Below are 22,986 nucleotides of genomic sequence, written 5' to 3'. Positions count from 1 at the left end.
AACTCCACCCCATGGACCCTCGCCCCGACGCCTCCAATCTGAGCAACCAGTTTTTGATCGCCATGCCGGGCATGGCCGACGAGAACTTTGCCGGTACCGTGGTGTATGTCTGCGAGCACTCCGCGCGCGGCGCGCTCGGCTTGATCATCAACCGCCCGTCGGACATTACCGTCAAGGAATTGTTCGAACGCGTTGGCCTCGACCACGCGGGACTGTACGCCTCGCAGCCTGTGCTGCAGGGCGGCCCGGTGCAGACCGAGCGCGGCTTCGTACTGCACGAAACCACCGATACGGCCTATGCCTCCAGCCTCGACATTCCCGGTGGCCTGCAAATGACCACCTCCAAGGACGTGCTCGAACACATGGCCGCGGGCGACGGGCCGACGCGCAGCCTCATCACCCTGGGCTACTCTGGCTGGAGCGCCGGGCAGCTCGAAGAAGAACTCGGCCAGAACGGCTGGCTCACCGTCGAGGCCGACCCCATCGTGTTGTTCGACACCCCGGTGGAGGCCCGCTTCAACGCGGCCATGGCGCTGCTGGGCTTCAACCCGGCCATGTTGTCGCAAACCGCAGGACATGCCTGAGGCCATGCAGCCCGTCGCGGGCCGTGAGATCACGGTTCTGGGTTTCGACTGGGGCGCCAAGCGCATCGGCACGGCGGTAGGCAACAGCCTCACCCGCAGCGCCACGGCGCTGCGCACCCTGCGCGCCGATCGCAACGACCTCAAGTTCGACGCCATCGCCGCGCTCATTCGCGAGTGGCAGCCGCAGCAGCTCGTGGTCGGTCTGCCCTTGCACCCCGACGGCGCCGCGCACGACAATACCGCCCACGCCCAGCGCTTCGCCCGCCAGCTTGAAGGCCGCTTCAGGCTGCCGGTGGCGCTGGTCGATGAACGCTACACCTCGGTCGCCGCCGAAGACGACGGCGCCAAAGATGTGGACAGCGCCGCCGCCCAGCTCATCGTCGAACAATACCTGCAGCAACGCTGACCATGCCTTCCTCTTCTGCTTCCCCAATCGCCGCCCCTCCAGACGCCGAGGCGCTCTACGCCCAATTGCTCGCGCAAGTTCGCAGCACTGTCGCGGCGCAGGCCGAGCCGCCCTTGCTCATCGGCATCTATTCCGGCGGCGCCTGGCTGGCGCAGCGGCTGCACGCCGACCTGCAACTGGCGCAGCCCTACGGCGTGGTGTCTTCGACCTTCCACCGCGACGACTTCGCCACCCGCGGTCTGCACCCCAGTGCCAATCGCACCGCGCTGCCCGTGCCCATCGCCGATCAGGCCGTGCTGCTGATCGACGACGTGCTGCACACCGGTCGCACCATCCGCGCCGCGATGAACGAGCTGTTCGACTTCGGCCGTCCGGCGCGCATCGATCTGGCGGTGCTGGTCGATCGCGGCGGCCGCGAGCTGCCCATCTGCCCGCAAATCGCCGCCAGCACCCTCCTCGATCTGCCCGACGAGGTCTCGCTGGCGCTGTTGCGCGATGAAGACGTGTTGGAGGGCATCCGCTTTCGTTTCGATCTGGTGAGCAAATAAACCGAGTTGGTGAACATGACCCGCGCCCACAACCCCCAACTCAACAAAAACGGCGAGCTGCGCCACCTGCTCACCCCCGAAGGCCTGCCGCGCGACGTGCTCACGCACATCCTCGACACCGCGCAGGGCTTTGTCAGCTTCGGCAGCCGCGAAGTGAAAAAAGTGCCGTTGCTGCGCGGCAAAAGCGTGTTCAACCTGTTTTTCGAAAACAGCACCCGCACCCGCACCACCTTCGAGATCGCGGCGCAGCGCCTGTCGGCCGACGTGTTCAATCTCGACATCCAGCGCTCCAGCACGAGCAAGGGCGAGAGCCTGCTCGACACCATCGCCAACCTCGAAGCGATGGATGCCGACGTGTTCGTCGTGCGCCACTCCGACAGCGGCGCGCCCTTTCTCATCGCCCAGCACACGCCCCCGCATGTGCACATCGTCAACGCCGGCGATGGCCGCCATGCCCACCCCACCCAGGGCCTGCTGGACATGTACACCATCCGTCATTTCAAGGGCGACTTCAGCAACCTCACCGTGGCCATCGTCGGCGACATCGTGCATTCACGCGTGGCACGCTCGGCCATTCACGCGCTCACCACGCTGGGCGCCGCCGAGGTGCGCGCCGTCGGCCCCAAGACCCTGGCGCCCGACAATCTGCGCGACATGGGCGTGCGCGTCTGCCACGACATGGCCGAGGGCATCCGCGGCGCCGACGTCATCATGATGCTGCGGCTGCAAAACGAGCGCATGTCGGGCGCGCTGCTGCCGTCCGCGCATGAATTCAACATGACCTACGGCCTCACGCCCGAGCGCCTGGCGCTGGCCAAGCCCGATGTCATCGTCATGCATCCCGGCCCCATCAATCGCGGCGTCGAGATCGACAGCAGCGTGGCCGATGGCCCGCGCAGCGTCATCCTCGACCAAGTGCGCTTCGGCATCGCTGTGCGCATGGCCGTGCTGTCCATCGTCGCCTCCACCGAAAGCCCCGCATGAGCACCACGCAACTTCTGATCCGCGGCGGCCGCCTCATCGACCCGCTGCGCAGGCTCGATGCCGAGGGCGATGTCGCCATCTCCGGCGAGCGCATCGTCGCCGTGGGCAAAGCGCCCGAAGGCTTCACCCCCGAGCAGACGCTCGACGCGCGCGGCCTGCTCGTCCTGCCCGGTCTCATCGACCTGTGCGCCCGCCTGGGCGAACCCGGCTATGAGCACGAGGGCATGCTGGAAACCGAGCTGCGCGCCGCGCTGGCCGGCGGCGTCACCCGCGTGGTGTGCTCGCCCGACACCGACCCCGTGCTCGACGAACCCAGCCTGGTGGAAATGCTGCGCTGGCGCGCCCGGCGCATCAAAAGCGCCCGCGTCTATCCGCTGGGCGCGCTCACCAAAGGCCTCAAAGGCGAGAGCTTGAGCGAAATGGCCGAACTCACCCGGGCGAGCTGCATCGGCTTCTCTCAAGCCGACACGCCGATGACCGACACCAAGGTGCTCTACAGCGCCATGCAATACGCCAGCACCTTCGGCTACAAGGTCTGGCTGCGTGCGCAAGACGCCTCGCTCAGCCGCGGCGGCATCGCCGCCAGCGGCGCCTACGCCCAGCGCCTCGGTTTGAGCGGCGTGCCCGCCATGGCCGAAACCGTGGCGCTGCACACCTTGTTCGAGCTGATGCGCGCCACCGGCTGCGCGGTGCATGTGAGCAAGCTCTCCAGCGCCGCAGGCGTTGCGCTGGTCCGCCAGGCCAAGGCCGAAGGGCTGCCGCTGACCTGCGACGTGTCGATCAACAATCTCATGCTCACCGATCTGGACATCGGCTACTTCGACGCCCGCGCCCGGCTCGACCCGCCGCTGCGCCAGAGCCGAGACCGCGACGCCCTGCGCGCCGCCTTGGCCGACGGCACCATCGACGCGCTGTGCTCCGACCACACCCCCATCAGCGCCGACGACAAAACCCAGACCTTCGCCGACGCCGCGCCCGGCGCCACCGGGCTGGAGCTGCTGCTGTCCACCGCACTGCAATTCGCCGCCGACAGCGGCCTGCCGCTGGTCAAGGCGCTGGGCTGTGTGGGCCACCGCGCCGCGCAGGCCGCCGGTCTGCCCCCGGCCACGCTGGAAGCCGGCGCTGCGGCCGAGCTCATCCTCGTCGATCCGCAGGCCCGCTGGCGCGCCCTGCCTGACGCCCTGCAAAGCCAGAGCCGCCACACCCCCCTGGCCGAACAGGAACTGCCCGGCCGCACCCGGCACGCCGTGATCGACGGCCGCGTGGTGTGGAGCGCGCAGCCCGTCGCCACTCCTGCATGAACCCGGCGCCGCAGCCCGCCGAAAACCCTCCGGCGCTGCTCTGCGAGCCGCCCGCCCAAACCCCCGCGCCGGTGTTGCGCCGCGTCGGCGCGCCGGTGCGTTTCGCCACCCGGCTGACCCGGCTCAGCGCCCACGCCCTGCGCGGCCAGCGCATCGTGCGTCAACTGTTTCCCCAGCTCGACGCGGCTGGAAAACAGCAACAAATCCGCGACTGGTCGGCCGAGCTGCTGCGGCTTAGCGGCATTGCGCTACAGGTCAACGGCGCGCCGCAGCAGACCCCGTCTCTCGTGGCTGCCAACCATGTGTCGTGGATCGACATCTTCGCCATCAACGCCGTGCAGCCCGTGCGCTTCGTCTCCAAATCCGAGACGGCGCAATGGCCCCTCATCGGCCCCTTGGTGCGCGGCGTGGGCTCGCTGTTCATCGAGCGCGAGCGCGCGCAAGACGTGGTGCGCGTCATCCACCAGATGGCGCAATGCCTGCAAGACGGCGACCATGTCGGCGTCTTTCCCGAAGGCACCACCGGCTACGGCCACGATCTGCTGCCGTTTCATGCCAATCTGTTCCAGGCCGCCTGCTCATCAGACTGCCCCGCTGCGGTGCAACCCGTGCTGCTGTTCTACGCCGACCAGCGCAGCGGCCGCTTCAGCCGCGCTGCCTCGTATGTGGGCGATGAAACCATGGTCGGCAGCCTGTGGCGCATGAGCGCCGCCGCCCCCCTGCGCGTGGAAGTCAACTACCTGTCCCCGCAGCGCGCGCCCACCCGCCGCGCCCTGGCCCAGCAGACCCGCGAGGCCATCGCCGAGCACCTCCACCAGCGCCTGCGCGACAGCCGCTGAACCCTGCGCGCCTACAATTCGGGCGCACACCTCGCCGTAGTTCAATGGATAGAACAGCTGCCTCCTAAGCGGCAAATACAGGTTCGATTCCTGTCGGCGGGACCAATTTGGCTGCCCATAAAAAGAAGAACCAATGCATACCCCGCTCGACGACGACGTGTATCGTCTATGGGACGACTTGGCCGACCACGGCACGCAGGATATGCAGGCAGCGTTGGCACTCTGTCTGAGAACCCTGTGCGATTGGACTGGCTCACAAAACGGGTACTGGATGGGCCTTATGCGCCTTCCCCACAAGGCCCAGCGCCCTGATTTGCTCAAGGGGTGGCGAATTGGCGCATCTGTGGAAATGCTGCGCACCGAATTCACAACCCCAGAGCGTATCCAGCACGGCACGCCGATCATGCAGACGCCAACTGCCGACGCAGCCGCGCAAATGATTGTCGCCACCTCTGGAACGTTTCGCAGCTTCAGCATGTGCACCGGGATGTTCGACCCGACGGCGCATGAGCAGACCCAGCACTACTCCCTTTTCGATCACCAGCCCAACATTTCCACCCGGACGTGGATCGTCTCGCCAGTCAATGCCCACGCTGAGTCGGCATTCATGTTCGACACCTGTATCAACGGAAAAATTTTTGACGCAGCCCTCATGCAGCAGGCAGTAGAGGCGCTGCGCGGCATCAAGTGGTTCCATCGGCAGTTGCTCTGCGGGCATGGTCTGGGCTTGTGCGCAGAACCCCTTTCTCCTGCCGAACAGCGGCTGGTTCCGGAGTTGCTCAATGGCGACCGAGAGAAGGTCATCGCCAACCACCTTGGCCTGACCGAAGCGACACTGCACCAATATGCGACGAGCATCTATCGCAAGTTCGGCGTGCATGGACGTACCGAATTCATGTCACTCTGGCTACGAGGAGCCGCTTTGACCCCGCATTCGCGGCGGATCACTACTGATCAGTAGGTGTTTTTATACGCGCACGCGGCCTAAGGTGAAAACCAATGGAACAGCAATTGGCTGTTCCAGAGGGTCCCAGAAATCTAATAACCTAAGGAGAACGTCATGTCCAGACTACTTTTGTTCGCCGCTATTTTTGCCGTGCCACTTTTGCTCAGCGCATGCGGCACGCCACTACTCATGTGATGCCAGCTCACGCACCTGGGAGTCCATTGATCAAGTGGTCATCCCAGGGCGAGCAAAGCCGGGATCAGATCAGCAGCTTGGTCATCTTCAGGTGCCCGCAATAGGCGGCACGTCGAATTGCACGTCGCCGCATTGCGCGCGGTGGCGCAGGGCGTGGTCGATGAGGATGATGGCCACCAGCGCTTCGGCGATGGGCGCGGCGCGGATGCCTACGCAGGGATCGTGCCGACCATGCGTTTCCACCGTGGTGGGGGCGTTGTGCAGGTCCACCGATTGCCGCGGCAGGCGGATGCTCGATGTGGGTTTGATGGCGATGGAGGCCACCACGTCCTGCCCGGTGCTGATGCCGCCGAGCACGCCGCCGGCGTTGTTGGAGGTGAAGCCCTGCGGGGTGAGTTCGTCGCCATGCTGCGTGCCTTTTTGCGCCACGCTGGCAAAGCCTGCGCCGATCTCCACGCCCTTCACCGCGTTCAGCCCCATGAGCGCGTGGGCGATGTCGGCGTCGAGCTTGTCGTAGAGAGGCTCGCCCCAGCCTGCGGGCACGCCGCTGGCCGCAACCATGATGCGCGCGCCGACCGAGTCGCCCGATTTGCGCAGCGCGTCCATATACGCTTCCAGCTCGGGCACGATGTCAGCGTTGGGCGCGAAAAACGGGTTCTGATGCACCACGTCCCAGGTCTGGAAGGGGATGGGCACTTCGCCGAGCTGGGTCATGCAGGCGCGAACCGTCACGCCGTACTGCGCGGCCAGCCACTTCTTGGCCACCGCACCGGCGGCGACGATGGGCGCGGTCAGCCGTGCGGAGGAGCGCCCGCCGCCGCGCGGATCGCGCAGGCCGTATTTGCGCCAGTAGGTGTAGTCGGCATGGCCGGGACGGAAGGTGTTCAGGATGTTGCCGTAGTCCTTGCTGCGCTGGTCGGTATTGCGGATGAGCAGGGCGATGGGCGTGCCGGTGGTCTTGCCCTCGAACACGCCGGAGAGGATTTCCACCTGATCGGCTTCCTGCCGCTGCGTCACATGGCGGCTGGTGCCCGGACGGCGGCGGTCGAGATCGGGCTGGATGTCTGCCTCGCTCAACGCCATGCCCGGCGGGCAGCCGTCGATGACGCAACCGATGGCCGGGCCGTGGGATTCGCCGAAGGTGGTGACTGCAAACAGCAGGCCGAGGGTGTTGCCGGACATGGGTGGACTTTCAGGGTTGAGGGGGAAGGTCGCGCGCTTGCAAGGCTTGGAGCAGCTTATCGTGCACCCCGCCAAAGCCGCCGTTGCTCATCACCAGCACGCGGTCGCCGGGGCGGGCGGCTGCGACCACGGCGGCCACCAGCGCGCCGAGATCGTCGAACGCCTGCGCCTTGTCGCCGAGCGGCTGCAGCGCTTCGGCGAGATTCCAGCCCAAGCCGCCGGCATAGCCAAAGCTCAGGTCGGCGTCGGCCAGGGCGCCAGGCAGCAGCGCCTTCATCGCGCCGAGTTTCATGGTGTTGGAACGCGGCTCGAACACCGCCAGAATGCGGCCTGAAGCGGCATGGGAATCGGCTTGCATGCGATGCCGCAGCCCGGCGATCGTGGTGGCGATGGCCGTGGGGTGGTGAGCGAAGTCGTCGATGACCTGCACGCCGCCCGCGGTGCCGCGCAGTTCCATACGGCGTTTCACGCCCTGAAAGCTGCACAGCGCGGCGCAGGCTTCGTCGGCGAACACCCCGGCGTGCTGGGCCGCGGCAATGGCGGCCAGGGCGTTGCTGCGGTTGTGCGCGCCGGTTTGGCTCCAGCGCACTTCGCCCACGCGTTTGCCGCGCAGCCGCACCTCGAACTGCTGCTCGCCGCCTTGCGCGCTCCAGCCGTTTTCTTCGTCGTCAAAACGCACCACTTCGCTCCAGCAGCCGCGCGTGAGCACGCGCTGCAAGGCGTACGAGCGGGCGTTGACCACGAGCTGCCCGCTGCGCGGCACGGTGCGCACCAGATGGTGGAACTGGGTTTCGATGGCGGCAAGATCGGGGAAGATGTCGGCGTGGTCGAACTCCAGGTTGTTGAGCACGGCCGTGCGCGGGCGGTAATGCACGAACTTGGAGCGTTTGTCGAAAAAGGCGGTGTCGTATTCGTCGGCTTCGATGACGAAAAAGTCTTGCCCCAGCCGCGCCGAAGTGCCAAAGTCCAGCGGCACGCCGCCGATGAGAAAACCGGGATTCAGCCCGGCAACGTCGAGAATGTGCGACAGCATCGAGGTGGTGGTGGTCTTGCCGTGCGTACCGGCGACCGCCAGCGTCCAGCGGCCCTGCAGCACATGTTCGGCCAGCCACTGCGGCCCGCTGATGTAAGGCTGCCCGGCATCGAGAATCGCCTCCATCAAGGCATTGCCGCGCGACACCACATTGCCGATGACCCACAGATCGGGCCTGAGCGCGAGTTGATCGGCGCCGTAGCCCTCGACCAGTTCGATGCCCAACTGCTGCAACTGCGTGCTCATGGGCGGATAGACCTGCGCGTCGCAGCCGGTCACGCGGTGCCCGGACTCCTTCGCCAGCGCCGCCAGGCCGCCCATGAAGGTACCGCAAATGCCAAGAATATGAATATGCATGGCGGCAGATTCTAGGAGCCGCCGTCCGCACCGCCGCAAACCCGCATAAACCGGTTTTCACAGGCGTTTACACGGACAATAAGCGCTCCGTCGTTTTCCGCTCCCCGCATGCAGCCCAACCCGAACCGCACGTCCGCCATCACCGTCTATCTGGCCTCCGCCAGCCCGCGGCGTCAGGAGTTGCTACGGCAGATCGGCATGCCCTTCGCGCTGCTGGCGCCGCTGCCCGACGAAGACAGCGAGGCGCTGGAAGCCGCGCGGCCCGGCGAGCCCCCGGCCGACTATGTGCAGCGCGTCACCCGTCTCAAGCTGGAGGCGGCGCGCGAGCGTCTGGCGCGGCGCCGCCCCGAGGTCTCGCCCGACGCCGCCGTGTTGCTCTGCGCCGACACCACCGTGGCGCTGGACGGCGTGATTTACGGCAAGCCGGAAAGCGCCGACGACGCTGCGCGCATTCTTCGCATCCTCTCCGGCAAAACGCACCAGGTGCTCACCGCGGTGTGTGTGCAACGCGGCGCGGCGCGACACGCGGCGCTGCAAACCTCGCAGGTGCGCTTCGCCGCCTTGAGCGAGCAGGACATTGCTGATTACATCGCCAGCGGCGAACCCTTTGGCAAGGCCGGCGCCTATGCCCTGCAAGGGCGCGGCGCGGCCTTCGTCGAACACCTCAGCGGCAGCGCCAGTGGCATCATCGGCCTGCCGCTGTTTGAAACGCTGCAGCTGCTGCGCGCAGCCGGTTGGTCTGCCCACCCGCACAGCCCCACACAACAAGAGACAACGCGCCCATGAATCCCACACCCGAAGACATTCTCATCAACATCACCCCGCAGGAAACCCGGGTCGCCTTGGTGGCCCACGCGGCGGTGCAGGAGCTGCACATCGAACGCAGCCTGGAACGCGGGCTGGTGGGCAATATCTATCTGGGCAAAGTGGCGCGGGTGCTGCCCGGCATGCAGTCCGCCTTCATCGACATCGGTCTGGAGCGCACGGCCTTTTTGCATGTGGCCGACCTGTGGCAGCGCCAGGCCATCCCCGTGCCCACCGAGGCCGCCAGCGAAGCCGCGACAGCACCGCCCCTTCAGCCCATCGAAAAGCTGATCTACGAAGGCCAGACGTTGATGGTGCAGGTGCTCAAAGACCCGATCAACACCAAGGGCGCGCGCCTGACCACGCAGATCAGCCTGGCCGGACGCATGCTGGTGCACCTGCCGCAAGACAACCATATCGGCATTTCGCAAAAAATCGACGGCGCAGAGCTGCGCACCGCATTGCGCGAACGCATGACCGCCCTGCTGGCGGCGGATGCCGGCGATTCGCAAGGCTTCATCGTGCGCACCAATGCCGAAGACGCCAGCGACGCGGAGCTGGCCGAAGACATCGCCTATCTGCGCAAGACCTGGGCCGCCATTCAGCAGCGCGCCCACGTCACCAGCCCCAGCGCCCTGATCTACCAGGAACTCAGCCTGGCGCAACGCGTGCTGCGCGATCTGGTGAGCGACGCCACCCGCAGCGTGCAGATCGACTCGCGCGAAAACTTCGAGCTGCTTCAGAGCTTCGCCGCCGAATACATGCCCCGGGTCAGCAGCCGCCTGCAGCTCTACCGCGGCGAGCGCCCGCTGTTCGAGACCGCCAACGTGGACGAGGAAATCGAGCGCGCGCTGGGGCGGCGGGTCGATCTCAAATCCGGCGGCTACCTCATCATCGACCAGACCGAGGCGATGACCACCATCGACGTCAACACCGGCGGTTTCGTCGGCGCGCGCAACTTCGACGACACCATCTACCGCACCAATCTCGAGGCCACGCAAGCCATCGCGCGCCAACTGCGACTGCGCAATCTGGGCGGCATCATCATCATCGACTTCATCGACATGCACAACGCCCAGCACCGCGCCGCCGTGCTCGACGAACTGCGTAAATCGCTGGCGCGCGACAAGGTGAAAGTCACCGTCAGCGGTTTCTCGCAACTCGGTCTGGTGGAACTCACCCGCAAGCGCACCCGCGACTCGCTGGCGCACATGCTGCTGGAGCCCTGCCCCACCTGCGGCGGGCTGGGGCAAGTGAAAACGGCGCGCACCGTGTGCTATGAAATCCTGCGGGAAATCCTGCGCGAGGCCAAGCAATTCAACCCGCGCGAGTTCCGCATCGTCGGCGCCGCCGACGTCATCGACCTGTTCCTCGAAGAAGAAAGCCAGCATCTGGCCTCGCTCTCCGACTTCATCGGCAAGCCCGTCTCGCTACAGGTCGAGCCCGCGTTTTCGCAGCAACAGTACGACATTGTGCTGACCTGACAGCCCCCGCCTGTTTCCCGCCAGTCCTGAGCTGGTCGATACGGTTTGCCCAGCGCAATCAGCTTGGCAGCACGACGGCAAAGCCAAGGACGCGCCAGGCCACTTGCAACAAATCCGTCTTAATGTAACAGCGGAGATTTCGCCGTCTTGCCGCGATTGGACTGATCACGCCGTGTCAATTGGCTGCATTGCATGAATATTCTTTGCGAATTTTCTTATAGGAATGCCGAGGAATCGCGCAACCCATTGAAATTCTTAAAATATAAGAAAATAATTATTATATTTTTACACCATATAATTATTTTCTTATATTTAATGCCGCGAATTTGGCATAAATTTAATTCATATAAGTAACAAGAAAAATCAATTTGTTGAGAGTTGCAATCTCTATTTGAATCCGCCTTGCTGAAGTACTTCAGTCCAGAGCCGAGCAGCACGCTATCGGGTTCCAAAATAGATCAAGGAGGAGATTGCATGAAAAAAAGCATCATGGCAGCTGTAGTCATAGGGGCATGCTGTCAAATGGCCCACGCTAAGGAGGGTGCCCAGCTCTACGGCGTCATTGACATGGGCATTGAAAGGCTGACCTATGACAACACCAGCCTGAACCGGCTCGGTTCCGGCGTGCAATCCACAGACCGGATCGGGATACGAGGACAGGAAAATTTGGGAGGGGGTTTGCAAACATTTTTTGATGTCGAAACCGGATTTTGTGGAAACGGCACCAATTCGTTTCCAGGCAGCCTCGTATACAAGGGGGATAACAGTGCCGTGGGATCGAGTGTTTGCTCGGGTGGGGGGTTCATGGGTCGCCTCAGCCTGCTGGGGTTAAAAAGCCGCTATGGCGTTTTTAAGGCCGGTCGCTTTTACAGTCTGAATTATGACAATCTCGTCAAGATCGATCCATTCATGACAGGGATGACTGGGGCTGTGAAAAACATCGACCCCGCAGGCTATAACTACGTTCGATTTTCGCAGGCTGTTGGATACCGGACTCCCGATTTTGGCGGGCTAACGGCCGCCATGCTCTACGCATTTGGTGGACAGCCCGGAAGCTTCTCAAAGGGACAGTCTTATGAACTGAACGTGGATTATGAATCCAAAAAATTTACCGCTGGAATTGATTATCTAAAAAATAACCATCCGTACAGCGCAGGCAGCAAATTTAATCCTTATGTTGCACTGGCCTGGGAATTCGGTCCAGCTGCAACGCTCACCCAACAGGGCTCGTTCAATAATGAAGTCGTCCAGCTCTATGGTGGATATGATTTTTCCGTCGCCAAACTGACTGCACTTTATTCTGACGAAAAATACGGCGATGGTCTGCCCTATGCGGCAGGACATTTCGTACCGGATTTGAAAATATGGATGCTTGGCGCAACTATTCCCCTGCCGCGAGGGAAATTTCTGGCTTCAATTTCCAGGCGCAGTGACATGAACAAATCTGACACCACTGCAACGCAAGTGGCCATTGGTTATCTTTATCCGCTCTCCAAGAGGACGAACATCTATACATCGTATTCACGCATCCGCAACGATTCGGCAACAGATTTGTATGTTGGCGATAACGGTTTCACCGCACAGGGAACCGTTGGCGGCGCGAGTGCCAGTGGTCTAACCATCGGCCTGCGTCATTTCTTCTGATGGCTCCAGCGCCATTACCCACTTTGTCCAAGGAAACATCATGAACATGTTCATCCGACGTGCGCTTGTTGGCGCAACGCTCACTACATTTGCATTCTTGCCCGGTCTGGCACACGCTGAGGATACGGTTCCGGCAATCGCCACGCAGTCGCACTACGGTGCGATCTTCCAGATCGACTCCGGTAGTCCAGGCGCTATCAAAAAGACCATCAACAATATAGAAAACCTGCTCCATGACCCCAGGCTCAAAGGCAAGGTCCAGGTCGAGTTGATCGCCAACGCCCAGGGATTCGCCGCCTACGTCAAGAACAATGGTTTTGAGAAAAAATTGCAAGTTCTGCAACAGCAGGGCGTGCTGTTAGCGCAATGTGCCAATACCTTGCGCGAGTTGCATGTGGATCGCAAGGATCTATATCCATTCATCACTGTGGTGCCGTCCGGAATGGGAGAAATCACCATTCGGGAAGCGCAAGGGTGGGCGTATATCCATCCCTCAGCACCGAAGCCTGGTCTATGATCGAGGCACATCAAAAAGATAGGGATGCACTGCGTCCCTGTCTTTTTGATTTCAGGCGCGTGAAACGCACCTCTTGCTTATTTCGGGCAGGTGGCCGTGCTGCCCGGCACTTTGCCGACCAGCAGCAGGAAAGAGGAGAACGGGTCCATGGCGCGCATGGCCACCATCTTCGGCCCCTGGAATTCGAGGCGACCGAACATCATGGCCTTCATCGGGCCGTATTCGCCCTTGCCCATTTCTTCCCACTGCTTGGTGTTGGCGTGCATGAGAAAGTCGACATCGAAATTAGGCTTGAGGGTGGGCGCGCCGCCGGAGACGCACATGGCCTTGTCGTTTTGCAACTGCAACTTGAGTTCAACCGCGGTGTCCTTGCCGCAATCGGTGCGGTACATCTCCACCAGCTTGTAGCCGCGGCCTTTGTCGTCGTGCATGAACTCGCCCTTGAGTCCGTTGGTCAGCTCGGGGGTGTTGTTCCAGGCGGTGCAGGCTTCGCTGGCCCATTGCGGTGACATCAGCACCGGGGTGTCGGCCCAGGCTGTGGCCGACACGCAGGACAGGGCCATACCGGCGGCCAGACCGAGGGCTTGCAGCGAACGGCGGGGGTTGAACAGTGTTTTCATGTAGGGTTGTCTCCAAGAGGGTTTGAAACACTCGCGCAGGGGATGGTGATGGAGCCCTGCCGTGGCGCGACGACACGGCGACAGGCTGGATTTCAAGCGGAAGGGTCAGTCAGGCAACAGCTCCTGCGCGCGCTGAGCGAAGGCTTGTGCTTGTTTCTCGTCGATGAACAAGCGGATGAATTTGACGCAGGCTTGCACGGCGGCAGCGCGGCCTTCCGGGGTGTCGGGATGTTGTTCGATTTTCTGCACCAGCCGCGCGGCCTGGGCGCCGAACTGTTCTTCGACGAGGGCGATGAGCAGGCCGTGGGGGGTCTGCTGCGGCGCGTCGGCGGCAAACAAGGAGACGGGCGCAACTGAGGGAGACGCGGCGGCGTTGCGCACCAGATAGCCCTCATCGAGCAAGCCGCGCAGCGCTAGAAGACAGCGCTCGGGGTCGGCGCCCGCTTTGAGCAACTCGGCCACCGGCCGATGGCCATCGGCCATGATGAGCAGATTGCGCTGCCCGGGCAGGAGATGGTGGGCACGGGTGGCGAGTTCTTCACGACCCTTGGGCGTTTTTTCCAGTATCCAGTCGAGCGGCAATTCAGCAGACATCTCCTTCGGGTGCGACTTGGGCGCCGCACCGGTCTCCTTGGTTTTGATCGCGCAACACGCTGCGCCACAGTCCCGGGAGTACCGGGATGAACCCGCAGAAAAAAGGCCCGCACGCGGCGGGCCTGGATGAAACGTCTGCGGGATGCTCAGACTTTGGTGGTCTGCGGCAAGCCGGTGATGTAGCCCACGGCAGCGCCATAGCCGTTTTCGTAGTTCTTGTCGATCAGCGGCTCCAGAGTCTGGAACACCTTGGCGTGCAGGCCGGTGGTATTGGTCACACCGTTGGCGGTGACGGTCTTGATCTCCCAGTCGCCGGGGTGCTGGAAGTTGCTCATCACATACATCCAGCCGTTCACGTTATCGACGCCCTGCAAGCCAGTGCTCTCGGCACCCGCCGGGGTGGAGAGGATGCGGCTGAGTTGCTTGGTATCGACGTTATAGGCCCAGAGGAAGTTGTTGACGTGCATGCCGCTGTCTTCGCCGATGAACAGGGTGCGCAGCTTTTCCGAGAACTTGATGTTGTCGGGGTTGGCAATCTTGTTCGGATTGGCGAGATTGCCCAAGGCATCGGGCGTGGCCAGGTCTTCGCCCACCAGCGCGGCAGGCGCAGCCATGTCCACCGGCACCCACTCGCTGTTCATCGCGGCGCCGCTGGTGTCCACTTGCCCGGCCTTGAGGTTGAGGGCGTACACCGCACCGGCCTTCGGCCCGGCGACTTTGAAGCCGGGGATCGAGCCATCGACCATCGACGACTGGATATAGGACATGGCGGAGTAGGCGATCTTGTCCTTGGCGTTGACGGTCGTGCCTTCCATTTTGGTGAAGGCCATGGTGCCGCCCTTGAGCCCGGCGTAGCGGTGGGTTTCGAGGAAGGCTGCCGCCTTTTCCTGCCCCGGAACGAGCTTGATCCAGTTTTTCTTGCCGCCCAGCCAGACCTGGGTGTAGGCGGGATCGACCGGGTCGGTGGTCTTGACGTCCATGATGCTGGGCGTGCCGCCGTTTTGCGCCGCGGCCTGCGCCAGCGCCAGCACTTCCGCGCTGGTGGCATGGCCGAGGTTCACCCATTTCAGCGTGAAGGTGCCGGTGCCCACACCCGGGGCGCTGGTCTGCGTTGCTTGAGCAACGTATAGCGTGCCAGCCGACAGGTCGGCGGCTTTATCGGCGATGAACAGGAACAGGCCGCCGTTGGTGGCGTCGTCGCCCATCAGCGCGGTGCGCTGGTCGGGCATGACCTGGATGAGTTCATGCGAAATGCGGCCCATGCAGTAATGTTTTTTCACCGTGCCGGTGCCGTCGGCGTTGACGGTAACTTCGGGCAGATGGCCGTAAAGATAAGGATTGGCCTTGACCGGATCGCTCACCGCGGCGGCGTCGCCGTACAGATTGGTGGTGAAGGCCTGGAACTGGGTGTTCTTGGCGATGGAGGCGGCGTCGGGCTCGTATTCTTCGCTGGACAGATGGGTGCCCCAGGGCGACAAGCTGGCGCCGCAGGTGATCCACAGGCCATTGGCCGGTGCGGTCGGCACGTTGAAATATTTCACCAGACTGAGCTTGCCGGTGGCCGGGTCTTGGTCAAGGGTGAGCACGGCAATGGGCGATGGCAGTTTGCCGTAGGCCGAGACGCCCGCCTGATCCAGGCTGGTGTATTCGAACTGCACCACGGCGAACACGGTGTTGCCCTTCACCCCAGCCACCTTCGCGCCCGGCACCGTCAGCAGCGTCGTGCCGTCGGGGGCGTCAGAGAAGAACTGGCGTGCCGACGCTGGCACGGAGTTATCCATGATGGGCTTGCCGTTGATGTCGAAGTAGCTGCCGGCGATCAGTGTGCCGCCATTGGCGTTGGGTACTTGCTGGCCAGTGATGAAAAACGGTTGATAACCAAGTTGGTAAGTCTGGCTGCTGCCGTCGCTGTAGGCCACTTTGAGCGCCGAAGCGACGTTGGTCGTCGCCATGCTCGCCGGGTCGGCGATGCCGGGCGCGGCCATCGCGGTGAAGGCTGCGGCCGTGGGGGTGGCGGTGGCCGCAGTGGCCGCCGTCGAGCCGCCACCGCAGGCGGCGAGCAGGGCGGAACCGCCCAGGCCGGCGCCCAGCGGCAGCAAAGGCGCGCCACCGAACAGCTTCAGGGCCTGGCGTCGTGAAGGATTGGCTGGGGATTGGGACATCTTGAACTCCATCAGGGAAGGGCCGACAACAATAGCGTTACGGCTGAAAACGAAAAGTTACAGTCCAAATGTGACAAGATGTTGAATCGTCTGCCGCGCCCTGCGCGTTTGCGTCCGGCGCAAAGCTCCATCGTGCGAACATGTCGGCATTGCTCTGCTCGCTGCCCGCTGCGATGTTCAAACTCCCGCAAGTCCCCTTCCCTCCCGGCAATATGGGCCGCCGCCGTTGCCTGCACGCCGGTGCCGGACTGGCTTTGGGCGCGCTGCTGCCCCCTGCCGCCCTGGCTCAAAGCGCTGGTGCGTCCGCGCCGCTTCCCGGCGCGAGCAGCGTGGCTCCAGCCGCAGCGCTGTCTTCGGCCCAACTGGGCGACTGGAATGTCGGCGCCGCACAGGCCTTGATTGCGCGCATTGTGGAGCGCAACAAGCTGCCCGAAGCCCTGGTGGCGCGGCTGATCGGCCGGGCGCAATACAGCGCCACGGTGGCCCGACTCATTCTGCCGGGGCCGCCGGGCAAGAAAAACTGGCGGGTGTACCGCAGCCGGTTTCTCGACAGTCTGCGCATCGGCTCGGGCAGTGACTTCATGCAGGAATTCGGCGTGTGGTTCCAGCGAGCGCAGGAGCGCTACGGCGTGCCGCCGCACATCGTCGCGGGCATCCTCGGGGTGGAGACGATCTACGGCCGCAATATGGGCAACTTCCGCGTGGTCGATGCGCTCTCCACCCTGGCGCTGCGCTACCCCACGCAAGCGCCACGCGACCGCAGCGCTTACTTCGGCGTGCAGCTCGGCGATTTTTTCCAGTGGTGCGCACAAGATGCACGCAACCCGCTGCAGGTGCGCGGCTCGTATGCGGGAGCCATCGGCATGCCGCAGTTCATGCCCGAGAGCATCTTGAAATATGCGGTGGACTTCGACCACGGCGGCGGCATCGATCTGATCTCCGACCCGGCAGACGCCATAGGCTCGGTGGCCAGCTACCTGGCCGCCAAGCGCTGGGTGCGCGGCCAGCCAGCGCACTTCCCCCTGCAACTGCCGCCCGATCTGCCGCAAGCCAGTCTCGACACCTTGCTCGGGCCCGACATTACGCCAACCTTCACCGCCGACCAGCTCGTGGCAATGGGCCTGCCGCTGCTGCCGCAGGCCCGCGCCTATGCGGGCAAGCTGGCCGTGGTGCAACTGCCCAATGCCGACGCCGCGCCCGACTATGTGCTGGGCACGGACAATTTTTACGCCATCACCCGCTACAACCAGTCGGCGTTCTACGCGTTGGCGGTCATCGAGCTGGGCGAGGTAGTGGCTGCTGCTGCGGCGGCAGCTCAATCCTGAGGCGTGGCGCTGAGCTGGCGGATGCCCGCAAGCACGATGGCGCTGAGCTCGGCCACATCCTGCCCGTAGCGGCGGGCGGCGTTCAGCTCGCCCAGATCGAGCGCGGCCTTGGCCTGGCGCGCGAGTTCATGGATTTCGGCATGCTGCTCCAGCAGCAGCGCGTAGCGCGGGTCGCGGCCGTAATACAGCCGCCCTTGACCGTTGAGCCACAGGCCGAGGTGGCACTGGTTTTCCGCCGCCACGTCGAGGAAACTCGGCGGCGCGCAGATTGGCCGTGGGCCGCACCCAGGTCTGCACCCAGGTGGCCACGGCGTCGGCGGGCAGCGGGCGGGCAATGGCGTAGCCCTGCGCCAGGGTGCAGTTCATCGCCGCCAGCACCGAGAGATGCTCCAGCGTTTCGGCGCCTTCGCCAATGACTTCCAGCCCGAGCAGATTGGCCGCGGTGACCACGGCGGAGACGATGGCGAAGTCTTTCGGGTCGTTGACCATGTCGCGCACGAAGGACTGATCGATCTTGATCGATTGCGCCGGAAGCTGCTGCAAGTAAGTGAGCGAGGCCGCGCCGGTGCCGAAGTCGTCGAGCGCGACGCTCAGGCCAAGATCCTGGCAGCTTTGCAAAATCTGCCGCGCCTGCTCCAGGTTGCGCAGCGGCGCCGACTCGGTGACCTCGAGCATCAGCCCGCTCGCGGGAAAACCGGGATGGTTGTGCAGCGCCTGATGCAGATCGTCCAGAAACTCGGGCGCCAGAAGATGCTCGGCGCTGATATTGACGGCGATATGCAGCTCCAAGCCCTCGGCGCGCCACTGCACGCCCTGGGTCAGCGCCTGGTCGAGCACGAAGCGGCCGATGGCGCGCGCCAGCCGTCCGTGGTCGAGCACGCTGGCAAAGTCGGCCGCCACCATTTGCCCGCCCTGCTCGGTCTGCAGACGCAGCAAGGCTTCGACGCCCACCACCGCGGGCCGCGCCGGGTCTCCCCCGATGGCCACGATGGGCTGGTAATTGAGCGACAGCCGCCCTTGCTGCAAAGCGGCCTCCACGCTTTCGAGCAAATTTTTCTGGCGCTGAGCCTCGCGCTCGAAATCGGGCTTGAAACGCAGGTAGCGGTCTCGCCCCGCAGCCTTGGCGGCATAGAGCGCCAGATCGGCGCGGCGCAGCAAGGTCTCGGCATCGCCGCCGTCCTGCGGATAAAGTGCGCAGCCCAAACTCACCGAAATCGACGCCTGCCGACCCACGCCCAGATCGAAGGGCTGGCGCAGCGCCGAGAGGATGCGCTGCGCCGCCGCTTCGGCCGCGATTTCGCCGCTGCCCAGCCCTTCCGTCAGCAGCACGGCGAATTCGTCCCCGCCCATGCGGGCCATGACTTCACCTTCGCGCAGGATGGCCTGCAGACGCTGCGCGGTTTCGCGCAACAACGCATCGCCGGCCGAGTGCCCATAGGCGTCGTTGACTTGTTTGAAGCCATCGAGATCGAGCAGGAGCAGGCCGAATTCGCCCTGACGTCTCCAGGCGGTTTCAAGCGCCACCTGGAGCCGCTCGCGCAATAGCGTCCGGTTGCCGACCGCCGTGAGCGGATCGGTGATGGCCAGGGTACGCAGCCGCTGCTGCTGAACCTGCGCCAGCGCCTGTTCGCGGCCGATCTGGCCCGTGGCGTAGCGATACAGCACGGTGAGCAACAGCAGCAACAGCAGCAGCCCGACCATCGGCGGCCAGATGGTGTGCAGGTATTGCGTCCACAGCAGACTGCCTGGCACCGAAACCGCCACCGCCAAGTCGGGATAGCCCGGCAGCCGCTGCCAACTGCCGATACGCATCGAACCGTCCGCCGCGACCCAGCCGTTGTAATGCGCACTGGGGGTCGCCGGCTGATCGGTCAAAGACTGGGCGAATACCCCGGTCTGCGGCTTGGAGAAGAACGACGCTTTTTTGGGTGCTGGCCAGCGGGCGAGCACATAGCCATCGTTGCGCGCCAGCACAGCGGCAATTCCGCTGTAAGGCAGCGCCGTGTTCGCCAGGGTTTGTTGCAGAAAAGCCTGGGTACTGACCGCGGCAATGACGTAGAACGCCGGATGCGTCTGCCCTGCGGGAATCTCGCGCACCAGCGGGATCACCCATTTACCCAACAGCGGCCCGATCAGGGGGCGACCGATGATGAGCTTGTTTTTTTGCGGCTGGGCGCGCAGGCGCGCCAGCGCATGCAATAGATCGGGATAGTGCTGCAGATCGGGGAGTTTGTCCGAGCGCAGCGAGCTGCCCAGAAAACGCCCATCGGCCGATACGATGTTGATGGACAGCGAACCCGGCAGCAACGCCTGCCTGCGCTCGAGCAGAATCTGCAGCACTTCGGGGTGTTGCAGCAGATCGGCCTTGTCTTGAAGGTCGGAGCCGGTGGCTTCGAGCACCGACGAAAAGCCCTGGAAGTAAGACTGCGTGGCGCTCACCAGAAAACTGGAGCTGGTGTCGAGCGAGCCATAGAGAATCTCGCGCTGCCCCCGCCAGGAGGTCACGGCGTAGACCAGCGCGAGCACGACGAAGGTGATGAACAGCGTCCAGTAAGTGCGGCGAATCCAGCGCTGCACGATGGGCGTCGGCGCCAGTTGCGGCGCCTGACCAGAGGCCGACAAGGGCAGCTCGGACTGCTGCTCCATCCCGAAAGTCAGGGTATCGGGTGAGGCGCCGTTGACGTTCGGCTCGGAAGTCATGCAATCGGGGCAGTGGACATCATCGGGGCGGATTTCAAGCTTGCTGCACTTTACCCTGCGCTGGCAAACCACCACAACGCCCCATTCCCGGACTTCGGTGAAGAGCCGCGGATTGTGTGAAAGACTTCACAATTCCTGCTCCAGCGGCACCGGCTGCTGGCGCGCGTTGAGGGCGACGTGAATCCCGGCGAAGATCAGCAAAGCCGCCCACAAGTGATACCAGTGGATGGTTTCGCCCAGAAACAACCAGCTCAGCAGCGCGGCGAACAAGGGCGCCAGATTGCCGAAGTAAGACGGAATCTGCGCCCCGACCTTGCCCACCGCGCTGCCCCAGCACCAGTAGGCCAGCAACGACGGCAACACCGCCACATAGGCCAGCGCCAGCCAGACCGGGCCGCCCCAATGAGTCGTCTGACCGCCGATCCAGCGTTCAGCCAGCATGAAGGGCAGGATGGACAGCACGCCCCAGATCATCTGCGCGGCCAGCGAAGTCATCGGCGCCAGGCCCAGGGGCCGCTGCCGCAGCTCCCAGGTGTAGATCGCCCACAGAAACACGGCCACCAGCATGATGAGATCGCCCGGCGCGAAGTGCAGCGCCGTCAGATGCGCCAGATCGCCCTTGGCCACGACCAGCGCCACCCCGGCGATCGACAGCATGGCGCCGATCCATTGCGCCCGTCCCACAGTCTGCTTGTAAAAGGCCCCGCCGATCAGCAGGATGAACACCGGCGCGCTGGAAGTGATGAGCGAGACGTTGAGCGGCGTGGTGGTCTCCAGCGCCACGTATTGCAGCGAGTTGTAGCTGCCCACCCCCAGAATGCCCATGACGGCAAGCGACTTCCACTTACTGCGCAACACCGCCCGGTTGCGCCACAGATCGGGGCCGACGATGAGCAGCGCCAGCAACAGCGCGAACAACCAGCGGTAAAAACTCAGCGCCATGGGGGGAATCTGCCCCACCATCAGCCGCCCCACGACGGCATTGCCGGCCCAGAACAGAGGCGGCAGGGTCAGCAGAAGAACGGTGCTTGGGTCAAGAAAGGAGTGGCTTTTGGAAGGCATGGGCGCATTATTTCAGTGCACCCGTCAATCTGCTCAACAAAGCGCACGCCGCAAGGGGGCCCGAGAGACGGTCAGTCAGCCCTCATTCGTACACCTCGGCCTGCGCAAGCCGGGGCGCCGCCGCATCCTTGGCGGCCAGACTCGGCTGGCCGCCCGGCAGGTGCAAACCTTTCAGCGGCCAGTCGATGGCCAGTTCCGGATCGTTCCAGGCGAGATTGCGGTCGTGTTCCGGGTACCAATAGTCGGTGGTCTTGTAGAGGAAGTCGGCGGTTTCGCTCAGCACCACAAAGCCGTGACCGAAGCCCGGCGGCACCCACAGCAGGCGCTGGTTCTGCGCGCTCAGTTCCACGCCCACCCACTGCTTGAAGCGCGGCGAGCTGCGGCGCAGATCCACCGCCACATCCCAGACCGTGCCGGTGACCGCGCGCACCAGCTTGCCCTGCGGCTTGACGAGCTGGTAGTGCAGGCCGCGCAGCACGCCCTGGGCGGATTTGGAATGGTTGTCCTGCACGAATTCCACATCCAGCCCGGTGTCCACCGCGAAGGTCTTGCGGTTATAGCTCTCGAAGAAAAAGCCGCGGTCGTCCCCAAAGACTTTGGGCTCCAGAATGAGCACTTCGGGCAGGGCGGTGGGAATGACCTTCATGCCTTCTCCTCGGCCAGCAGGCGCAGCAGATATTGGCCGTAGCCGTTCTTTTTCATCGGGGCGGCGAGTTGTTCGAGCTGGGCGGCAGTAATCCAGCGTTGGCGGAAGGCGATTTCCTCCGGGCAAGCGACCTTCAGGCCCTGGCGCTTTTCAATCGTGGCGATGAACTGCCCGGCTTCGAGCAGGCTGTCGTGGGTGCCGGTGTCCAGCCAGGCGTAGCCGCGGCCGAGGGTCTGCACCTGCAGCGTGCCCTGCTGCAGGTAGACGCGGTTGACGTCGGTGATCTCCAGCTCGCCGCGCGGCGAGGGCTTGAGGTGGGCGGCGATGTCGCACACCTGCGGGTCGTAGAAGTACAGGCCGGTGACGGCGTAGCTGCTCTTCGGTTGGGCGGGTTTTTCTTCGATGCTGATGGCGCGGCCGGTGGCGTCGAACTCGACCACGCCGTAGCGTTCAGGGTCGTGCACGTGATAGGCGTAGACCGTCGCGCCTTGGGTCTGGGCGTGAGCCTCTTTGAGTGAGGCTTGCAGATCGTGGCCCCAGAACAGGTTGTCGCCCAGCACCAGCGCGCTCGGCGCGTTGCCGATGAAGTCGCGGCCGATGATAAAAGCCTGCGCCAGGCCGTCGGGGCTGGGCTGCACCGCGTACTGCAGGCTCAAGCCCCACTGGCTGCCGTCGCCCAGCAACTGGGCAAAGCGCGGGGTGTCTTGCGGGGTGGAGATGATGAGCACCTCGCGGATGCCTGCGAGCATGAGCGCGGACAACGGGTAGTAGATCATCGGCTTGTCGTACACCGGCAGCAGTTGCTTGCTCACCGCCTGGGTGACGGGGTAGAGCCGGGTGCCGGAGCCGCCGGCGAGGATGAGGCCTTTGCGGGCTTGGGTCATAGCGGAAGTCACAGCGGAAGTTCGTCGATCAGGCGTTGCACCTGGGTCTGCCAGGGCGGCAGAAACAGGTCGAAGGTGGTTTGGAGTTTGCTGCAGTCCAGCCGGGAGTTGACCGGGCGCGGGGCGGGCAGCGGGTAGTCCGCCGTGGTGATGGCCTGCACGTGTTCGG

The 22,986-nt window shown here is 64.0% G+C and carries 23 protein-coding genes and 1 tRNA gene; 13 read left to right on the top strand and 11 right to left on the bottom strand.

The features are described from left to right. Nucleotides 1-11 precede the first annotated feature (11 nt). From B7X30_RS05025 to B7X30_RS04990, 8 genes are all read left to right on the top strand, one after another. Nucleotides 12-584 (top strand): YqgE/AlgH family protein, encoded by a 573-nt coding sequence (locus B7X30_RS05025; RefSeq protein WP_286729501.1) that lies wholly within the window; start codon nucleotides 12-14, stop codon nucleotides 582-584. Further along, a complete protein-coding gene (gene ruvX / locus B7X30_RS05020; protein WP_013106826.1) occupies nucleotides 577-990 on the top strand; it encodes a Holliday junction resolvase RuvX in 414 nt (137 codons plus the stop codon). The genes B7X30_RS05025 and ruvX overlap by 8 nt, the downstream gene beginning before the upstream one ends. Before the next feature lie 2 nt (nucleotides 991-992). After that, entirely contained in the window at nucleotides 993-1,538 is a 546-nt protein-coding gene (gene pyrR, locus B7X30_RS05015; protein ID WP_286729499.1) for a bifunctional pyr operon transcriptional regulator/uracil phosphoribosyltransferase PyrR, read from the top strand. Nucleotides 1,539-1,553: 15 nt separating this feature from the next. After that, on the top strand, nucleotides 1,554-2,522 hold the full coding sequence (locus B7X30_RS05010) for an aspartate carbamoyltransferase catalytic subunit (protein WP_276732666.1): 969 nt from the start codon (nucleotides 1,554-1,556) through the stop codon (nucleotides 2,520-2,522). Then, nucleotides 2,519-3,823: a dihydroorotase gene (locus B7X30_RS05005; RefSeq protein WP_156053408.1), complete on the top strand. Its 1,305-nt coding sequence runs from the start codon at nucleotides 2,519-2,521 to the stop codon at nucleotides 3,821-3,823. The genes B7X30_RS05010 and B7X30_RS05005 overlap by 4 nt, the downstream gene beginning before the upstream one ends. Next, nucleotides 3,820-4,662, top strand: coding sequence for a lysophospholipid acyltransferase family protein (locus B7X30_RS05000; protein ID WP_156053409.1), 843 nt, complete (start codon nucleotides 3,820-3,822; stop codon nucleotides 4,660-4,662). The genes B7X30_RS05005 and B7X30_RS05000 overlap by 4 nt, the downstream gene beginning before the upstream one ends. Before the next feature lie 30 nt (nucleotides 4,663-4,692). Then, nucleotides 4,693-4,767 (top strand) — tRNA-Arg (locus B7X30_RS04995). 28 nt (nucleotides 4,768-4,795) lie between these two features. After that, nucleotides 4,796-5,623 (top strand): helix-turn-helix transcriptional regulator, encoded by an 828-nt coding sequence (locus tag B7X30_RS04990; protein ID WP_286729495.1) that lies wholly within the window; start codon nucleotides 4,796-4,798, stop codon nucleotides 5,621-5,623. A gap of 267 nt (nucleotides 5,624-5,890) precedes the next feature. Here the strand turns inward: B7X30_RS04990 and aroC are convergent, their stop codons facing one another. Together aroC and mpl are read right to left on the bottom strand one after the other, a co-directional pair. Next, the gene (aroC, locus tag B7X30_RS04985) at nucleotides 5,891-6,985 is read right to left on the bottom strand and encodes a chorismate synthase (RefSeq protein ID WP_286729493.1); all 1,095 of its coding nucleotides are present in this window, start codon (nucleotides 6,983-6,985) and stop codon (nucleotides 5,891-5,893) included. Nucleotides 6,986-6,995: 10 nt separating this feature from the next. Further along, nucleotides 6,996-8,375, bottom strand: a complete 1,380-nt coding sequence (gene mpl, locus B7X30_RS04980) for a UDP-N-acetylmuramate:L-alanyl-gamma-D-glutamyl-meso-diaminopimelate ligase (protein WP_286729491.1) — start codon at nucleotides 8,373-8,375, stop codon at nucleotides 6,996-6,998. A 108-nt stretch (nucleotides 8,376-8,483) separates the two neighbouring features. Here mpl and B7X30_RS04975 point away from each other — a divergent pair, with 108 nt between their 5' ends. From B7X30_RS04975 to B7X30_RS04960, 4 genes are all read left to right on the top strand, one after another. Then, on the top strand, nucleotides 8,484-9,161 hold the full coding sequence (locus B7X30_RS04975; protein ID WP_156053413.1) for a Maf family protein: 678 nt from the start codon (nucleotides 8,484-8,486) through the stop codon (nucleotides 9,159-9,161). Further along, nucleotides 9,158-10,663, top strand: coding sequence for a ribonuclease G (rng, locus tag B7X30_RS04970; protein WP_286729490.1), 1,506 nt, complete (start codon nucleotides 9,158-9,160; stop codon nucleotides 10,661-10,663). Before B7X30_RS04975 ends, rng begins: the two co-directional genes overlap by 4 nt. 474 nt (nucleotides 10,664-11,137) lie before the next feature. After that, entirely contained in the window at nucleotides 11,138-12,307 is a 1,170-nt protein-coding gene (locus B7X30_RS04965) for a porin (protein WP_286729489.1), read from the top strand. A 40-nt stretch (nucleotides 12,308-12,347) separates the two neighbouring features. Further along, the gene (locus tag B7X30_RS04960) at nucleotides 12,348-12,824 is read left to right on the top strand and encodes a DsrE family protein (RefSeq protein ID WP_013106837.1); all 477 of its coding nucleotides are present in this window, start codon (nucleotides 12,348-12,350) and stop codon (nucleotides 12,822-12,824) included. A gap of 77 nt (nucleotides 12,825-12,901) precedes the next feature. Here B7X30_RS04960 and B7X30_RS04955 read toward each other — a convergent pair whose 3' ends face one another. The 3 genes from B7X30_RS04955 to B7X30_RS04945 all read right to left on the bottom strand — a co-directional run bounded on the left by B7X30_RS04955 (nucleotide 12,902) and on the right by B7X30_RS04945 (nucleotide 16,200). Then, entirely contained in the window at nucleotides 12,902-13,444 is a 543-nt protein-coding gene (locus B7X30_RS04955; protein WP_013124062.1) for an SCP2 sterol-binding domain-containing protein, read from the bottom strand. A 105-nt stretch (nucleotides 13,445-13,549) separates the two neighbouring features. Beyond that, nucleotides 13,550-14,038: a hypothetical protein gene (locus tag B7X30_RS04950; RefSeq protein ID WP_156053416.1), complete on the bottom strand. Its 489-nt coding sequence runs from the start codon at nucleotides 14,036-14,038 to the stop codon at nucleotides 13,550-13,552. Between the two features lie 146 nt (nucleotides 14,039-14,184). Further along, a complete protein-coding gene (locus tag B7X30_RS04945) occupies nucleotides 14,185-16,200 on the bottom strand; it encodes a PhoX family protein (protein ID WP_286729485.1) in 2,016 nt (671 codons plus the stop codon). Between the two features lie 140 nt (nucleotides 16,201-16,340). On the opposite strand from B7X30_RS04945, the gene mltB reads away from it, so the two are divergent. Beyond that, nucleotides 16,341-17,525, top strand: coding sequence for a lytic murein transglycosylase B (mltB, locus tag B7X30_RS04940; RefSeq protein ID WP_013106841.1), 1,185 nt, complete (start codon nucleotides 16,341-16,343; stop codon nucleotides 17,523-17,525). On the opposite strand, the gene B7X30_RS04935 is transcribed toward mltB, so the two are convergent. The 6 genes from B7X30_RS04935 to B7X30_RS04910 form a co-directional block, all read right to left on the bottom strand. Next, complete coding sequence (locus B7X30_RS04935; RefSeq protein ID WP_286729484.1) at nucleotides 17,516-17,767, bottom strand: CZB domain-containing protein; 252 nt, start codon at nucleotides 17,765-17,767, stop codon at nucleotides 17,516-17,518. The genes mltB and B7X30_RS04935 overlap by 10 nt on opposite strands. Then, nucleotides 17,652-20,225: a bifunctional diguanylate cyclase/phosphodiesterase gene (locus B7X30_RS04930; protein ID WP_286729482.1), complete on the bottom strand. Its 2,574-nt coding sequence runs from the start codon at nucleotides 20,223-20,225 to the stop codon at nucleotides 17,652-17,654. Before B7X30_RS04930 ends, B7X30_RS04935 begins: the two co-directional genes overlap by 116 nt. 126 nt (nucleotides 20,226-20,351) lie before the next feature. Continuing rightward, nucleotides 20,352-21,287 (bottom strand): DMT family transporter, encoded by a 936-nt coding sequence (locus tag B7X30_RS04925; RefSeq protein WP_276709630.1) that lies wholly within the window; start codon nucleotides 21,285-21,287, stop codon nucleotides 20,352-20,354. A gap of 82 nt (nucleotides 21,288-21,369) precedes the next feature. Continuing rightward, complete coding sequence (gene rfbC / locus B7X30_RS04920) at nucleotides 21,370-21,933, bottom strand: dTDP-4-dehydrorhamnose 3,5-epimerase (RefSeq protein ID WP_286729480.1); 564 nt, start codon at nucleotides 21,931-21,933, stop codon at nucleotides 21,370-21,372. Next, on the bottom strand, nucleotides 21,930-22,817 hold the full coding sequence (rfbA, locus tag B7X30_RS04915) for a glucose-1-phosphate thymidylyltransferase RfbA (protein WP_286729477.1): 888 nt from the start codon (nucleotides 22,815-22,817) through the stop codon (nucleotides 21,930-21,932). Before rfbA ends, rfbC begins: the two co-directional genes overlap by 4 nt. Before the next feature lie 8 nt (nucleotides 22,818-22,825). Then, the gene (locus B7X30_RS04910; protein WP_286729514.1) at nucleotides 22,826-22,978 is read right to left on the bottom strand and encodes a sugar nucleotide-binding protein; all 153 of its coding nucleotides are present in this window, start codon (nucleotides 22,976-22,978) and stop codon (nucleotides 22,826-22,828) included. Nucleotides 22,979-22,986: the final 8 nt, after the last annotated feature.

Origin of the sequence: Thiomonas sp. 13-64-67 (assembly GCF_002282795.1) — a bacterium.
GTDB lineage: Bacteria > Pseudomonadota > Gammaproteobacteria > Burkholderiales > Burkholderiaceae_C > Thiomonas > Thiomonas arsenitoxydans.
This window is presented reverse-complemented; position numbering and strand designations above follow the sequence as displayed.

What these genes read in the sequence shown, in the direction of transcription:
- B7X30_RS05000 (WP_156053409.1), top strand. Translation starts at nt 3,820, where the DNA reads ATGAACCCGGCGCCGCAGCCCGCCGAAAACCCTCCGGCGCTGCTCTGC.
- pyrR (WP_286729499.1), top strand. Translation starts at nt 993, where the DNA reads ATGCCTTCCTCTTCTGCTTCCCCAATCGCCGCCCCTCCAGACGCCGAG.
- aroC (WP_286729493.1), bottom strand. Translation starts at nt 6,985, where the DNA reads ATGTCCGGCAACACCCTCGGCCTGCTGTTTGCAGTCACCACCTTCGGC.
- B7X30_RS04950 (WP_156053416.1), bottom strand. Translation starts at nt 14,038, where the DNA reads ATGTCTGCTGAATTGCCGCTCGACTGGATACTGGAAAAAACGCCCAAG.
- ruvX (WP_013106826.1), top strand. Translation starts at nt 577, where the DNA reads ATGCCTGAGGCCATGCAGCCCGTCGCGGGCCGTGAGATCACGGTTCTG.
- B7X30_RS05010 (WP_276732666.1), top strand. Translation starts at nt 1,554, where the DNA reads ATGACCCGCGCCCACAACCCCCAACTCAACAAAAACGGCGAGCTGCGC.
- B7X30_RS05005 (WP_156053408.1), top strand. Translation starts at nt 2,519, where the DNA reads ATGAGCACCACGCAACTTCTGATCCGCGGCGGCCGCCTCATCGACCCG.
- B7X30_RS04960 (WP_013106837.1), top strand. Translation starts at nt 12,348, where the DNA reads ATGAACATGTTCATCCGACGTGCGCTTGTTGGCGCAACGCTCACTACA.
- B7X30_RS04925 (WP_276709630.1), bottom strand. Translation starts at nt 21,287, where the DNA reads ATGCCTTCCAAAAGCCACTCCTTTCTTGACCCAAGCACCGTTCTTCTG.
- rng (WP_286729490.1), top strand. Translation starts at nt 9,158, where the DNA reads ATGAATCCCACACCCGAAGACATTCTCATCAACATCACCCCGCAGGAA.
- B7X30_RS04945 (WP_286729485.1), bottom strand. Translation starts at nt 16,200, where the DNA reads ATGTCCCAATCCCCAGCCAATCCTTCACGACGCCAGGCCCTGAAGCTG.
- B7X30_RS04930 (WP_286729482.1), bottom strand. Translation starts at nt 20,225, where the DNA reads ATGACTTCCGAGCCGAACGTCAACGGCGCCTCACCCGATACCCTGACT.
- mltB (WP_013106841.1), top strand. Translation starts at nt 16,341, where the DNA reads ATGTCGGCATTGCTCTGCTCGCTGCCCGCTGCGATGTTCAAACTCCCG.
- B7X30_RS05025 (WP_286729501.1), top strand. Translation starts at nt 12, where the DNA reads ATGGACCCTCGCCCCGACGCCTCCAATCTGAGCAACCAGTTTTTGATC.
- mpl (WP_286729491.1), bottom strand. Translation starts at nt 8,375, where the DNA reads ATGCATATTCATATTCTTGGCATTTGCGGTACCTTCATGGGCGGCCTG.
- B7X30_RS04955 (WP_013124062.1), bottom strand. Translation starts at nt 13,444, where the DNA reads ATGAAAACACTGTTCAACCCCCGCCGTTCGCTGCAAGCCCTCGGTCTG.
- B7X30_RS04965 (WP_286729489.1), top strand. Translation starts at nt 11,138, where the DNA reads ATGAAAAAAAGCATCATGGCAGCTGTAGTCATAGGGGCATGCTGTCAA.
- B7X30_RS04975 (WP_156053413.1), top strand. Translation starts at nt 8,484, where the DNA reads ATGCAGCCCAACCCGAACCGCACGTCCGCCATCACCGTCTATCTGGCC.
- B7X30_RS04990 (WP_286729495.1), top strand. Translation starts at nt 4,796, where the DNA reads ATGCATACCCCGCTCGACGACGACGTGTATCGTCTATGGGACGACTTG.
- rfbC (WP_286729480.1), bottom strand. Translation starts at nt 21,933, where the DNA reads ATGAAGGTCATTCCCACCGCCCTGCCCGAAGTGCTCATTCTGGAGCCC.
- rfbA (WP_286729477.1), bottom strand. Translation starts at nt 22,817, where the DNA reads ATGACCCAAGCCCGCAAAGGCCTCATCCTCGCCGGCGGCTCCGGCACC.